A 15,664-nucleotide genomic window follows, 5' to 3' on the forward strand; every position below is an offset into this window, starting at 1 on the left:
TTAACCGATTGATGAATTTCTTGATCTGTACTTCTTCCTATTTTATTTGTTGCTCTTTCAATATTTCCTTTGAATTGCTCGTTAAATACGGGATTCTGATCTTTTCTTTTTTGTCTCCGCAAACTGCATTCTAAATTCTTGATGTACTATCTCCCTCGTTTCTTTCTGTCCTCCGTCTAGAACGAGCGAAGCGAAGTTCGTCTGTCCTCAGTCCTCTGAACGGACAAGCTCTTAGTTCCTTCTGTTGGTTTTCTTGTTTTGTGGTAAATGCTCGCATCTAACCCACGGTTTTCAAGCCCGGAAGGGGCGCCATTTTGTCTAAAGTAAAACTCTGGAAGCCATCTCAAAAATATTTTATCGTTGCTTAAAACGCCGATTCTAATCATTCTAAGATATTTTTGAGATAGCTTATGGTCTTTCTAAAGTTCTTATAATACTCTCTAATGAAACAATACCGTCAGCGACTCCAATCGTAAACTCATACAATGAGTCTTCTTGATCTTCGATTTCAACTCCATTTAAATATAGAAATATCAGTAGCTACTCGCTTATTTCCATCGATAAAGGTATGATTCTTACAAGGGTAAAATAAGAACTCGTCGAACGCCAATAGAAGCGAGACGCTTTAGTTACCAGCTTGACCTTGTTTCTTTATTTATTGTTTCAAGACTTGTTTCTGATTTTCTATCAATAGGGTGATGATCATAGGGATTGTTAGAATTCACGTCCAAAAAATTGTCTCGGCTCCTGCGAAAAGTGCGCTTCATATTCCAAAAAAGACGCAAAGGACAAATCAAAGAACCGCCTTCCTTAACGGGCAACGAATAAAACGTAGAATCCTAAACAAAGGTTACATACTGAAGCAAAAAGTAAGGCTAAAATCATTTCCAAAGTACATCCTTGAAAACATGGAACCACGGGTGACATTTCTCGCAATAATTCTAGCCTTGTATGGACTTGTATTTTCCGTGAGTTGCCAATTCCCCTTCGAACTTTTTTTCCATAATCCGGAAAATAAATCTTATAAGGATGAAGCTCGGATTCTATTGCACCGAGTTGATTGTATGACCTTCCTAGAGTTACTACTCGGACGTATGAAAAGAATATCGCAATAAGCTTGTTTCCAAAGTTAGAATATGGAATCTTCTTCAAAAAAGCCGACAATTCTAGATTCGGTACAATTTTGTGAGAACTTCTATATCTTTGTAAAATCGCCCGTTCATTTTTGGTACTATTTTTATGCGACCGAGTAACAATCTTTCTACGCCATACAATTCGTAAATAGAATGAAATTTTAGCTTCAAAACATACTTTGCACTTAAAATAAATACCTTTATTCCAACCGAAATAAATAAAGTGGTAAAGAAATTCATTTCTGCGAAATTTCTATCTTCGATTACTGTTCATTTTCTAACATCGCTCCTATAAAAATATTCGATTGGAAGACCGAATAGCCCCTCGAGAAACGATCTGGAAAGTCGCTATGATTTCGCCCTTTTCGTTCAGAGCAATAAAATACTGACTGAATCTATTTATTTAAAGCCGGCTCCAAAACACGGCCTGTAGAGCACCTTAGAAGGAATCGTTTTGCTGAGTTCAAAAAGTAAAACGCTTAATTTCTCAAAAATATGAGAACTCATGCAGAAACGTCACATCTGGAAGTTTGAGAACTTTTCATCAGTAATCTTCAGGTTTTAGGACAAATTCTAAATATAGATTTGTGTAAGAAGAAACTTCTATGAATTCAAAATAATGATTCTAAGCTCTGAATTTTATATCAAATCTCCATTCAGGTGCGCTCGCCATATTAGAAATTCAATTTATAGATTTCCTAAAAGTTTTTTATTACGAACTTGTCCACACGATCTTTATTGATTTTTTAAATCTCCATAACTTATAAACTTATCGTCCCGTTTTTTATAGATTCATCAAAAACTTTTCATGAATCAAATAAAAACGTTATGCGACACATATATTATTATTGAGATAAATCCAGAAAAACATAAGGCGGCTTCCATAAAATGAATTCTTTATTTCCAAAGTATCGCATAACGTTACATATTAAAATAAATGCGATCTCATACTAAATGAGACTAACTTGTTTTAATTTAGAAGTAATCCAATGTTAATTCTAGAGTTTATTTTTAAACATCCATAACGAAGACATAAAGACGCATAACGTTATCCATTAAAATAAATATTTAAGGGATGAATTTTATAAAACTTTTTATAAAAATTTTTTTTTCTTTTATAAAAAGGCGATAATTTTATTTACGGAAAACATAAAATTTAAAAGGAAGGAATATAAAAATGATAACGAATATAAAGTGTAAATTAACGTTAAGCGTAATTCTAACCTTTTCGTTAGGATGCAACAGCCAAAATAATAATGGCTTTAAAAATGATCTTAGTTTGTTTGCAACAATGTTTGCTCAACCAACACAACAAACTACAATGAGATCGGTAACAAAAAGTGTCAGTTCGTTAAACGAACCAATAGGTTTTAAATCCATTCAAGTAGAAAACGAACAAGACTTTGATAGAATCACAGATGGAAAAAAAAGGATTCTTGTTCCGTCAGTTATGACTTTCGGACCGACTCACTCTTCTTCAAACGGAACCGTACAAAATGTAACTTCAAACAATTGTACTGGAAGTTACGTTGCGCGTTTAAAACCAAGAGAGTTCGTCAGATTCTTAGAAACACATGATATAGACTGTGTGGATAAGTTTGTTTGGGATTACGATCAATACTCGAATTATATTTATTCACAAGAGAACATGCTTGAAGTAGTCGATCGGTTGAAAGTTCTTGCTCCTCATTATAGGGGTAACAACGATTTGAACTTTATACAATTGTTCAGAATGTTTTGGGCTGGGTACTATGTAAAATATTCTCACCCTTCCCTCCCATTTGATACAGACCAAATCTCTCAGGCTTTGGAGGCTCCAATGCAGACTTTTGCAAATAGTGCTCATTTCTTAGATGGAACCGACGACGCCGGAAAGGTTTTAGAGTTCTTCTTTACAGCAGCGAATAATACAGGAAACGGACATATAATTTATCCACGTATCCTTTCCTTTCTTGAAGCTACCTTAAACGATCCACAAAGATTGAGAAACAATTATTCTCAGCTCGTGGCTTTGGATGCTGTTTTTAGATTGTTCAAACGTCATATCCATCCAAACAGCCCTGAATTTCTTGCAGAGATCGATTATGAATTGATTGGCAAACTGAGAAGATTTGCTCTTGATATAAGTCTCAACACAGATTCTCTAGTTTGGATCATTAACAATGCGATATTTTGTTTGGATAGGATTTACGAATTTCTTCCTGGCTTTCAATCAGAGATCACTTCAGTTGTGACTGACGTTCTACAAACGTATCCATACATTTCGGAACCGTATCTTTTAGGAGTCAAAGCGTTAACTCGACATTCAGACTGTGCAAATTTACGGACCGGGAGAATTTGTTTGAGCGATACCAAAGAAGCCGTGAAAAAGATGGTTTTGCCAAATACATATTATTTTGACGATCAAACACAAATCGTACACACATCCCTATCGATCGATGAAATTCAACCTCTTTATCACGCTCTCAAACAGGTAGAATCTCAGTTTTTCCGTTTGATAGGAATTCACGCTCCCGTATCCGGAGATACTACCGATTCAATTTCCATGTATGTATATGGATCTAGAAAAGATTACGAAACTTTTCATCCTTTTTTATTCGATCTTCCCACGGATAATGGCGGAATTTATATAGAAAGAGGCAAAGCGCTTTATACGTATCAGCGTACTCCTGCGGAAAGTATATATACTCTGGAAGAATTACTGCGTCACGAATATACGCATTATCTTGTAGGTAGATTTATAATTCCAGGTTTATGGTCTCAAACTCCGGCTCATGACAATGAAAGGTTAACTTGGTTTGAAGAAGGAATCGCGGAATTTTTAGCCGGTAGTTCTTCAAGAGAAATTCATCCGCGTAAAAGTTTGATCTCCGAAATTAAAAGAGACGGTTCTTCTAGGATGAACGTTTCAAAAATCCTATCGGCCCGTTATGGAGATTTCAAATTCTATAGATATTCGGGTAATTTCTTCAATTATCTCTATACCTATAAAAAAGATACCCTGAGAGACTTAATTAGCACATTACGTGATTCAAATATTCAAACATTTGATTACTTAATTGCTCAAATGTCCCAGGACGCGCGACTCAATACTTCGTTTCATGCATATTTAGACCACTTAGTTGGGAACGTAGACAATCTTACGGATCCATCTACGGCCGCTCCGGATTTAGCAAGTTTGTCCACCGACGATCCGAAAGTAATTCGATCTTTCTTTAGAAAGACCGACACCGGATATAAAGCAAAATGTACAACTGCCGCATTCGGACTCAACAGTCGTTTTTCTTGTAGAGGTTTGATATTTGGAAACGCCGCTTATAGTCCAGATTGGAATTCTGCGTGGTCTGATTTCAATTCAAAGATCAACGACCTTATGACCACCTTGGAAAACAGTGGCGTGAATAACTTTAAGAGTATGAATTGTAGAATAGGAGAGATTCGTTTTGACAAACATTTAAATCTAGTTCGACCTTTTACAATCTATTCTTGTGAAGGACCGCTGGCATACCGTCCTCGAATTTCTTATAAAAATCCTCAGAGGAGAAGCCAAACTGATTTTCGAAACACAATATCAGGCGTATACTCTACTTGTTTTGCAAATCCATCCACTGGATCGGGTACAACTTGTAATATCCCGATGACTACGATTGCATTTTCAAATACTGCTACGTATGAAGAAATGTATCAAGACCTAAACGCACGTTTAAACGAATTGAAATCAGAAATCTATACGATGAGACCTTCGTTCTATAAAAAGCTCGATTGCAATTTCGATTCTATTGATACAGTCAATCTACCAGACGGTAGAAAATATTTAGCCGCAAGTTCAAGTTGTAACCTCTAAATGATTTCGTCCAGTCCATCCAATCCATTTGGATGGACTGGACATGTTTTTTATTTTTCAAATTTACTAGTTAGGCGTTAATCATAAAAATCGAACTTTACCGAATATGATCAACGACTTACTCGTAATAAGACTAAAAGAAGATTTTGTATCGGTAAGTGATGTCACCTCATTAAAAACAAAGTGTCGACTAAAAACCAGTCTCAAAACTGCCTGTATTCGGAAAACGTAATAATATAAATGTGAAATGGACAAATATCACTCGGAGGTTCTAGATGCACTTTGGAAAAAAATAGGCCCGTTGATCCCGAAAGATAAGGTAAACCTTCAAGGAGGGTGTAATCGTGTTCCGGCAAGAGTAGTGATAACGGAAATCATCTACCGCATAAAAATAGGCTGCCAGTGGTGCGCAACTCCGAGCAACTTCGGATCTGGCCAAGCTTGTCACAGAAGATTTCAAGAATGGGAACGAGCAGGAATATTCAAAAATATTTACAGCGCGTCCCTAAATCTAGACAATGGGTCGTTGAAAGAGCGAACAACCGGCAAAACCGGTTCAGAGCCATTCTAATTCATTTTCATGCACCCGAGTAGTAAATGCTGTAAGATCCTAAAATATTTCTTTCGGAAAATACTTTTTTACGTATTTATCTTGATAACCCGAGTATGCACATTCCCCCACTCTCGGAGAATTTACAAGAGGCAAAAGTAGATCCTCCCCTTCTTCTTCAACACATTCATGATTTTTAATACATGATTTACATAAAAGACCCGATCTGTTATGGATACAAAACGGACAAATCATCTCCGCTTTATTATGGCAATGATAACACTTAAAATCAACGTCTTTATTTCTAAATATTATTTTAATATCTTTTTCGTCCCCGTCTTCGATTTCATCAATTAACGATAAAGACAGTTCGGTGGATGATCCGAAATCGTATATGTAATCCACTTTAAAACCTTCTTCAAAAACTTGTCCGATTTTTTCCTCCATTTCAATATCACCGGATTCCACCGTAAAGGCGCTTAAATGACCGCAACATTCAACCCATATATCTCTCTTATGAATGAATCTATTTTTTTCAAGGAAGTATCTGCCTTTGCCTTAATTACAAGCCAATACTCGGGATTGTATTTTCCCTCAATCAGCAAAAGCATATGATGAAAGGTTTTGTTCTTCTTCGATTTGTTTTTACTGTCGCATTTTGAAATATGCGCTTTTATGGATCCGGAATTTTTCGGTATTTCTTCTCTGCAATACGCGCATGTTCCGTTGGTTTTCATTTTTTCATAAGCTACCTCATTCCTTTTTAAGGAATTTTTCGGCAAGTCGCTTTTTGTAAGTAGAAAATTCAATTCCCCAATAGAGTTTTTGAAAATTCCATATTCGGATTTACAAAACTGCTTCAATCATCCGTTTCAATGAACAAAAATAAGCGGAATTCATTTTTCGATTACTTTACCAATCTAAACTAACGTGAGTTCTATATCAAAAATGCGAAAGCGATTATATGTTGCGACTCGAAACGGCGCTCCTTAGAAAGCCATTTCACTGAGTTTAGGCAGAAACATTGAGCTACAGAACTCAATGAAACGCTTTTTACGAAAGTATTAACTCAGTGTCTCACTCCTGAATGCTAATTCACAAAAGATGCATTCGCTGAGTTTCCTGGGTCATTCGACAGGTCGCAAGCTATTTTATCTATGAAATTCCTGAGTTGCGACGACCCATCGGGAGTCGTAACACTTTAGTTTCTTATTCGCCTAAACTTTCTTACGCCGAACTCACGTTAAATTAAGTTTGAGATCACCCCAAATAATTCAGATCAATTACTTCATTAAATATTTATGAATTAGGAATATAAAAGGAATCGGTGCGTTAAGAATGAGAAGTGCCAATGTTAACATTTGGCCACTCCCGTCACTTGAAGAATAGCCGTTCTCGTGATAGATAAATCCACCACCAAATATAATGTCTAATATTAAAATTGGATAAACGAATAATAATTTAAAATACCATTTATTAAATACTTTGAATTTTCCAATCATTAGAAGTACTATAGATGAAAAGTAGAATGGCATAAATAAAAAACTCAATCCGATTGCCTCGAACCTCAAGGTGAAAATTAATGTGAGTATTAGAATTAGTATTTGAGATATTAAAGATAAAATTAAAAATCTAATAATATTTGATTTTGTGAAATATTTCTTGAATGAATATCTGAGTAATATGTTCATGCTGAGTTATACATTCAAAAAACGTATATTTGAGTTTCAATAAAAACCTTAGAGTAAAGATTCTTAAATCACCCGATTCATAAAACATGAGCCGATTCAAGAATTTCTTTTTCAAAAACTTTAGAGCGCGTCCCAAAACCATCCGATTTTAACAAAATCTCTACGGATCGCTGCAATTGTTCCTAAATTTTGGGGTATACTCTAATATTTATTTACCGAGGTAAATCTATGAAACATAAACTTAACCAAGAAGAGAAAAGTTTAGAGTCCTCTATCAAAAAAGAATGAATATTAGAATTTCCGGAAAAGGTATTCAGTTATTAAAAACGAAGGCATTAGAATTCCCTATCAGACTTTAGTTTCAAGCATATTGCATCAATACGTGACCGGTAAATTAAAAGAACATTAAGAACTGACCTCGCACTTTGCCTACCGAATTCGACTTTAAAAAAAGCCTTACGTGTTAAGACATCAGTTTACGATTTGTGAACATCTTCATAAAAACCTGCAATGATGAAAATATAAACCAACATTTGTATTTTTCTACATTCAATTCTTGTAATGTCATTTCGGAACTACTTTTACGAAATAATTCTTATTCGTTTCGAAATCCTTTAAGATTCCTTCCGACAAATCGGAACCTGTCAGTTTGGAATGTTCGGAGATTAGATTTTTGATGATCTCGTAATCGCCGTTTTCCAAGTCCACGGTCTTTACATATTCCTTATTTAGAAGAGATTGAACATCCCATCCTTTTTGAAAGAAATACGCGCTTCCTCCGGTCATACCGGCTCCCATATTCTTACCTACACTTCCAAGACAAACAATGGTTCCACTAGTCATGTATTCGAGAAAGTGATCTCCCGCTCCGCCTACGACTGCATCCGCTCCCGAGTTTCGAACTCCAAAACGTTCTCCCGCTCTTCCGGAACAGAAGAGTTTCCCGGAAGTCGCACCGTAAAGACAAGTATTTCCGATAATCGTATTTTCGTAGGCTTTGAACTTGGATTTTCGGTGTTTTTTGATCACGATCACACCTCCGCAAAGCCCCTTGCCTACGTAATCGTTCGCGTCACCGTGTAAGGTGATTTGAACTCCCTTGACGAGCCATGCTCCTAAAGATTGCCCTGCGGTTCCTTCTAAGATAATTTCCAGTTTCCCGGGTAAACCTTTGGAACCGTATCTTCTGGCGATCAAACCGGAGATCTTCGCTCCCACGGTTCTGTTCGTGCTGCGCACCAGATAAGAAAGAGCCATAGAAGATTTTCCTTCGAGCGCTTTTTCGGCGTCTTTGATGATACGATCATCCAATACTTCTCCGATCGGTTCTTTGCGGATCGATCTGTCCTTTTTCTGTTTTGCAGGATCGTAAAAGAGAGGCAAACGAACAAGAATCGGATTGAGATCGAGAGAATCCAAACGGTCTCTTTCGTAGCGTGTAATCTGTTTTAAGAGATCGGTTCTCCCTATAATCTCGTCGATGGATCTGAATCCGAGTTCTGCGAGATGTTCCCTCACTTCGAGAGCGAGACTCGTGAATAGATTTACGAGTTGATCCGGAGATCCTTTGTATTTCACACGGAACTTAATATCCTGAGTCGCGATTCCGGTAGGACAATTGTTCAAGTGGCATTTCCTCGCCATGATACAACCAAGCGCGACGAGCGACGCGGTTCCAACTCCGTATTCTTCCGCTCCTAAACAAGCCGCTATGATAACGTCCCTTCCGGAAACGATACCTCCGTCTGTTCGGAGGACGACTCGATCACGGAGTCCGTTCATTACTAAAACTTGATGTGTTTCAGAAAGTCCTAGTTCCCAAGGAGAACCCGCATATTTGATCGAAGTGATCGGAGCCGCTCCCGTTCCACCTACGTGACCAGAAATAAGGATCACGTCCGCATTCGCTTTCGCAACTCCAGCAGCAATCGTTCCCACTCCCGCTTCGGACACGAGTTTTACGGAAACCTGCGCCTTATGATTCGCCATCTTCAAATCGTAGATGAGCTGTGATAAATCCTCGATCGAATAGATATCATGGTGAGGAGGAGGAGAAATTAAATCGATTCCCATCGGAGTGTGACGATTGGTCGCGATTTCCTCGTTATTCTTCTTACCCGGAAGTTGCCCCCCTTCTCCCGGTTTCGCACCTTGTGCGATTTTGATTTCGATCTCAGTTGCAGAGTTCAGATATTCGGAAGTAACGCCGAATCTTCCCGAAGCGATTTGTTTGATGGAAGAATTCGCGAGATCTCCGTTTTCGTTCACAACATAACGGGAAGGATTTTCCCCGCCTTCTCCGGAGGAAGACTTAGCGCCCAACCGGTTCATGGCGATCGCAAGATCCGTATGCGCCTCGATGGACAACGCACCGTGAGACATTCCCGGAGTTAAGAAACGTTTTTGAATTTCGGTAACGGTTTCCACTTCTTCGATCGGGATCGGTTTTTTCGCGACAAAGTCGAATAGATCTCGGATATTGATCGGATCGCTTTCTTTGAGAATTTTGGTCGCTTCTTTGAAAGCTTCGTAGTCGTTATCTACCGCCGCTTTTCTTAAAAACTTAACGACTCGAGGAGACCAACGGTGAGGTTGATCGTCCTTTTCGGAGATAAAATCTTCCGGATTGATTTCCTTATAAAACGCCTGCTCGTGATTTCTAAGAATATTCTGTTCGATCCCGCCGATTCCGATTCCCGAAATTCTGGAATACGTTCCCGGAAAATACTTGGACACAAGAGTTCTGGAAAGACCGATCGCTTCGAACACCTGACCTCCCACATACGAAGAAAGAATCGAGATTCCCATCTTGGACATGATTTTTAGAAGTCCGTCGTCCACACCGTAACGGTAATTTCCACAGATCTTATGAAATTCAGGACGGGTTCCGTCTTCTCCGTCGAACTCTCCCTTTTCCCAAAGATCGAATAACGTATCCCAAATGAGATAACTGTTTACGCCGGAAGCTCCGTATCCGAGCAACACCGCCACATTATGGATTTCGAATGCGGATCCCGTTTCCACGAGGATCGAAACCGCGGAGCGCGTTTTATTTCGAATCAGATGGTTATGAACCGCCGCGACCGCAAGTTCCATCGGGATCGGGGCTCTTTCTTTCGAAAGTTTCTTATCGGAAAGAATCAAAATATTCGTTCCGGAGGTGGCAGCCTTGAGAGCCTGCTCTAGAAGGGCTTCGAGGGCCGTTTCCAAATAGTTACGATTCGGATCCGCCTCCACTCCAATATGCGCCTCAAAAGTTGCGTCTAACGTGAGAATTTTATACGGCTTTCCTTCCATTTCCCGAATTCTTTTCAGATCCAGATTAGTGAGATACGGATGGGAAAGCACCAAACAGTTCTGGGGCTTTTCATCTCCGAAGAGGTTCATCTTTTTAACAAGACGAGTGTAAAGAGAGGTCACACCTTTTTCTCTTATGTAGTCAATCGGAGGATTGGTTACCTGAGCGAATCTCTGACGGAAGTAAGTGTAAAGACCGATTCTGGAAAGCATCAAAATCGAAAGAGGAGTGTCGTCCCCCATCGAACTGATCGCCTCTTTCCCTTGGTGTGCCTGCGGTTTGATCACCGATTTTTGTTTAAACGGAGAATATGCGAAAAGAACCTGTCTTCTTCTGAGATCGTCCCCTTTGTAGGTAATCGTCTCCTGCATCGAAGAATCCAAATCCTGGTTGAGATAGGATACGTTCTCTTTGGACCATTCTCTATAATCGTATTTTTTTTCGAAGAGAGAGTTGATATCCTCGTTATAATAGAGTTTTTTCTCTTTTAAATTGATCCCGATCATCTCTCCGGGACCGAGGCGTCCTTTTTTTGTCACGATTTCCTCGTCCACTTGAACGAGACCCGCTTCGGAGCCCATGATCAAAAGCCCGTCGTCTGTTACCGCATAACGTGCGGGACGAAGCCCGTTTCTGTCGAGAGCGCCTCCGATCCAGTCGCCTTCCGCAAACGCGAGAGCAGCCGGACCATCCCAAGGCTCTATTAAAGTATTATTATATTCGTAAAAACTTTTTAACTCTTCCGACATCGTGAGATTTTTGGACCACGCGTTCGGAACGAGCATCGCTTTGGCTTGGAGGACGTCCTTTCCGGACCGGACGATCGCCTCCATTGCATTGTCCAAACTGGCGGAATCGCTCATGTGAGGACGAATGATCGGATGGATTTCCTTTTGATATTCTCCCCATTTTTTGCACTCGAGTTCCTCTTCGCGCGCGAGCATCCAGATTCTGTTTCCGGCGATCGTGTTGATCTCGCCGTTGTGTGCGAGAATCCGGAACGGCTGTGCGAGAGCCCAAGAAGGGAACGTGTTCGTGGAATATCTTTGGTGAAAGATACAGTACGGAGAAACCATCTCCTCCGAATTCAAATCTTCATAAAACTGGGAAACCTGATTACCGTTGAAAAGCCCCTTGAATACGATTCTTTCCGAGGAGAGAGAACAAATATAAAGATCTCCCGCGAGAGAATGACGATCTGCATCTCTCATCAATTTTTTCTGAATCAAAAAGAGTTTGGTTTCAAAGTCTTCGTTTGACATTCCTTCCGGTTTGCCGATGAGGACTTGCTCGATCTGAGGCCTGGATTGATTAGCCTTGGGTCCGAGTACTTCCGGATTTACGGGAACGTATCTCCATGCATAAAGTTTAAAGTTAAACTCCATAAGGGCGGACTCTACGAGACTACGGCACATATCTTGTTTATCGATATCTTCTCTGGGAAGAAAGATCATCCCTACCCCGATGGAATCCTCTTCGGGTCGTCTATGACCCATTTCTTCGATATAAGTAGCGAACAACTTTTTGGGAATCTGAATCATGATTCCGGCTCCGTCTCCGGTAACCATATCTGCATCCACCGCTCCTCTGTGCGTCAGACATGCGACCGCCTTAAGCCCCATAGATACGATTCTGTGGCTATTTTCACCCTGAAAGGAAGCAACAAATCCTACTCCACAGTTATCGTGCTCGAATGACTTCTCATAAAGTCCGTTTTCCTCCAGATACCTTTGAAGTTGTAATTGTTCTTTTAGATCATTCATCTGCAGAGATCCCTCATCATCCAATTTCCCTGGTTTCCATAAAACGTCGGGGGCCGTCTATAGTTTATGGCTAAAATTTCAGCAAAATTTCCCAGCTATTGTCCAATAAATTGAGAGTTAAGTAAATTGAAAACATTCTTTTAAAAGACGGGATTGAAATAAGAATCTGTTGTGAATCGGACGATACTCGGTTGGTAAAAAGTGTGGGGTTTTCGTAGCGCGAGTTTTTTCGTATTACTCCGACCCCGACTTCTCATCGCAACTCTAAGTGCGGGCACTCCTCATTTTCAAAAAAGACTTTCTAATCGCTGGGTCTTCTTTATTTCGTTTTCAAGTATAACACAACTTCAAACACAGATCCAGATCTAAAAAAATAGGATTCTTTTCGAAAGAATCGAAATTTGATTGAAGATTGGTAAAGAACCGACCAAACCTTTCAGCCATAAATTTATCCCAAAGTTCCGCAAATACGATTTATTTAACGTGAATTCAATATAAGAAAGTTTAGGCGAATTACTCGCAAACTTTATAGTAAAAACGGAGGCCGACCTGAAACGCTTTCGTAAAAAGCGTTTCACTTGAATTTTTCAAACGACTTGTAGTTCCAAAAATGAAATTTAAAATGAAAAAATTCGATTAAAGTTTTTGAAGAACGGGAAGAAAAAGATCGGAAAGTTTTTTTCTCCGAATAACATCCGGAATTCTCATAAAAAGCTGATCCAATTTTTGACGCAAAGAAGAAGTATTCGGATACTCTTCGAAGATTTTGAGAATATGAGGCCAAGCTTTTCTTACTAGTTCTTCCATTCCAGGACCTGCAGCCTTAGAAGAAACAAAAGCCGCTTCTAAGCCGGTTCTGAGTTCGGCAAAAACGCGGGTGAGTTCCAAGACCTTCCAAAGTCTCGAATCTTTTAAGCCGATTCGAGAGGAAATCGAAGAGATGATCGAATTCCAATCTATGGGTTCGTTTTTCATTTCTTTCAAAACGAACGAATGAAGTTGAACGAGTGCACTAAGCTCCGGAGGAAGGGTCATCACCCATTTTTTATAAGCGTCCGGTTGTCCTTCTTTTTGAAACTGTCGAACACGATTTATACTTTCCATATATTTGGAAAATGGAATATTCACGGGAGGCTCTTCCGGTTCCATCGGAATTTCTTCCACAAATGTAGGTTCGTGGAATCCACTGAATTGAAGATCTTCCACTTCGGTCAACAATTCCTCGTTGTCGTCGGCCGCGACATGACTTGCGACCTCCCCTTCATCCAATTCCTCTTTTTTCAATACGAGTACATTGCCCGAAAATTCAGAACCAAATCTCTCCACGAGTTCGGTAAGAATCAATTTTTCCGGAAGTTTCTTCAAAGGCGTCGGCGCAACCGTAGCTTTCTTAACGGCATTTTCTTCCGTAGATTTCGAAGTTTCTCCGAAAGAAGAAACGGATGGTTCGAGATCCTTTCCGGTCGCGTCGTCCCGGAGTACAACGTAACCATCCATCCCAATAAATTTTTTTCCGGGAGCGACTAAAACACCGATCGTTTCTACGATCTCTTCCGAGATACGTGCATACTTTTTCTTTTTAGGTTTGCCGAGGTTCGCCTTTTCTTGTTCTATGAGTTTGCTTTTGATCCCTGCATGCGTGTTCATGAAATTTTTCGTCATAAACGCAGAAAGATCCGTTTGCGACATCCCGAGAAATTCCGCAAACTTCGGCAGGTGATCGAAGAATTGTTCCGTTTTCTGAATATTACCTACGATATAAGAACGTACTTTTTGTTTGAGAACTTTCTGATCGGTTGGGGAAATTTTTTTAGCGGAAATGAGCCCGTTAAAAAGCTGAATATGAGTATGGAAATAACTTAAAAATTCCCCATAAGCGGTAAGCTCAAATTCACCGTGAGAATTCTGCTCTATGACTTTTTTATCATTTCCAGACATATGATTTACGCAGATTCAAATTCGCGAAAAGAAACACATACACGAATTTTGCGATCCCATTCAGTTTGATTGGTCAGTTTCCGTCCCGTTTTCAGAAATTCAAGAATTTTCGGGAGAACTCCTTACATCCTTTTCGATTTTCAACGTTGTCAACCTGCCATACAAACGGAAAAATCAAAAGCTCTTTCGATCGTCGTTAGCGTTCACCGAACTTCAGAACGATTCGAACCGCAAGAAACATCTCTAAAGGACAAACGGAGTCGCATAAAATCGGCAAGAAAAATCAAAATCACCAAACCGTTAAGAATCCTCATTTTTATTTTCTCCGTTTTCAACGAATAAAGTGAGATTCATTTTTTTGAGAGTACCGAGCAAGTTTTCGACGGGCCGCACTTTGATAAGACGTTCGTAATTCTCGTTCAACCGAACAAAACTCCGTAGCGTTTTCCTGTTTTTGAATCAGACAACCCGGGACGGAAGTGAAAACACGATACGACGTTTGAACCAAAAATCATTTTTATAACAAATTACTTTTTTATTGATATTGTGATTTTTTGTTGGACAAATATCACAAACAAAATCATACCGTCCACAGAAATAACACGCGTTTATTTTACAAAAGAGTACAAAACCTAAAAAAGGACAAAATAAATGAAAAAGACATTTACGATCTTACTTATCATGGGACTTTTTTTCTCTTCTTGTGAAGATAAGAAAAAAGAAGACAGCTCCGTTACGGGAGATTCAATCACGGATTTGTTGTTGCTTTTGAGCTTGTCCTCAGGGACACACCCGAATCAATCTTCAAATCCATGCCCAACTAACGTAACAATATCAACCTCCGATACAATTACACAAATAGGTTCTTCAATTAATCCTCTGGGGATTCAACTTGTAGCAACGAACTCCTCAGGTTCCGCCATTTCAAATTCTACAATAATAGCGAATCGGAATTGTCAATTTAGTAATTATACGGCCACGAATCTTCCGGCAGGTTTAAGCATCAGCTCTAATACCGGTGCTATAAGTGGAATTCCGACTGCGGCAGGACCCGCTGCGGTCACACTGTCCGTTACGTTCAAACCCAATAACACGCCAGCCGTTATATTAACAAAAATAATGAATATGACCGTACATGCAGCGGGTGATTTAACTTGCAACACAGTGGGAATCTCTAATGGCTGCACCGGGGCAAATCCTTATTCTTGCACTAACTCGAACAGCTGTTGGACTTCGTATTCCAGTTGTAAAGCGGATTCTGCTTGTGGATATTAAGATCTTGTCCCAAAACTTCGGTCGTTAGGATAAGCATTAAAAAACGATCTCAAAGTTCAAAATTTCAGATAAAAATCTTAAATTAACTGAACTCTGCATAACAAATGCGAAAGTGATTATTATACTGCGATCCTAGAGCAGCGCCTTAATTTCAGTGCACTCCAGCCTTTTA

At 39.4% G+C, this 15,664-nt stretch carries 4 protein-coding genes and 3 pseudogenes; 4 read left to right on the forward strand and 3 right to left on the reverse strand.

The window, feature by feature from the left end:
- The first annotated feature begins 2,310 nt into the window (after positions 1-2,310).
- Together colA and CLV95_RS19620 are read left to right on the forward strand one after the other, a co-directional pair.
- The gene (colA, locus tag CLV95_RS04950; protein WP_016561282.1) at positions 2,311-4,977 is read left to right on the forward strand and encodes a collagenase ColA; all 2,667 of its coding nucleotides are present in this window, start codon (positions 2,311-2,313) and stop codon (positions 4,975-4,977) included.
- A gap of 247 nt (positions 4,978-5,224) precedes the next feature.
- A pseudogene (locus CLV95_RS19620) lies at positions 5,225-5,485 on the forward strand (transposase); the annotation flags it as partial.
- A gap of 102 nt (positions 5,486-5,587) precedes the next feature.
- On the opposite strand, the pseudogene CLV95_RS19265 reads toward CLV95_RS19620, so the two are convergent.
- Positions 5,588-6,264, reverse strand: a pseudogene (locus CLV95_RS19265) (hypothetical protein).
- Between the two features lie 1,223 nt (positions 6,265-7,487).
- On the opposite strand from CLV95_RS19265, the pseudogene CLV95_RS04980 reads away from it, so the two are divergent.
- A pseudogene (locus CLV95_RS04980) lies at positions 7,488-7,627 on the forward strand (antitoxin); the annotation flags it as partial.
- Positions 7,628-7,782: 155 nt separating this feature from the next.
- Here the strand turns inward: CLV95_RS04980 and gltB are convergent.
- On the reverse strand, positions 7,783-12,279 hold the full coding sequence (gltB, locus tag CLV95_RS04985) for a glutamate synthase large subunit (RefSeq protein WP_016561288.1): 4,497 nt from the start codon (positions 12,277-12,279) through the stop codon (positions 7,783-7,785).
- Between the two features lie 636 nt (positions 12,280-12,915).
- Positions 12,916-14,217, reverse strand: coding sequence for a hypothetical protein (locus CLV95_RS04995; RefSeq protein WP_002725109.1), 1,302 nt, complete (start codon positions 14,215-14,217; stop codon positions 12,916-12,918).
- Between the two features lie 651 nt (positions 14,218-14,868).
- Between CLV95_RS04995 and CLV95_RS05005 the strand changes: the two genes are divergently transcribed.
- Positions 14,869-15,492: a putative Ig domain-containing protein gene (locus tag CLV95_RS05005; RefSeq protein ID WP_002725107.1), complete on the forward strand. Its 624-nt coding sequence runs from the start codon at positions 14,869-14,871 to the stop codon at positions 15,490-15,492.
- The last annotated feature ends 172 nt before the right edge of the window (positions 15,493-15,664 follow it).

Origin of the sequence: Leptospira borgpetersenii serovar Javanica, assembly GCF_003046425.1 — a bacterium.
In the GTDB taxonomy this organism is placed as follows: Bacteria; Spirochaetota; Leptospiria; order Leptospirales; family Leptospiraceae; genus Leptospira; species Leptospira borgpetersenii.

Excerpts from the sequence above, each read along its gene's own strand:
- colA (WP_016561282.1), top strand. The coding sequence starts at position 2,311 with ATGATAACGAATATAAAGTGTAAATTAACGTTAAGCGTAATTCTAACC.
- gltB (WP_016561288.1), bottom strand. The coding sequence starts at position 12,279 with ATGAATGATCTAAAAGAACAATTACAACTTCAAAGGTATCTGGAGGAA.
- CLV95_RS04995 (WP_002725109.1), bottom strand. The coding sequence starts at position 14,217 with ATGTCTGGAAATGATAAAAAAGTCATAGAGCAGAATTCTCACGGTGAA.
- CLV95_RS05005 (WP_002725107.1), top strand. The coding sequence starts at position 14,869 with ATGAAAAAGACATTTACGATCTTACTTATCATGGGACTTTTTTTCTCT.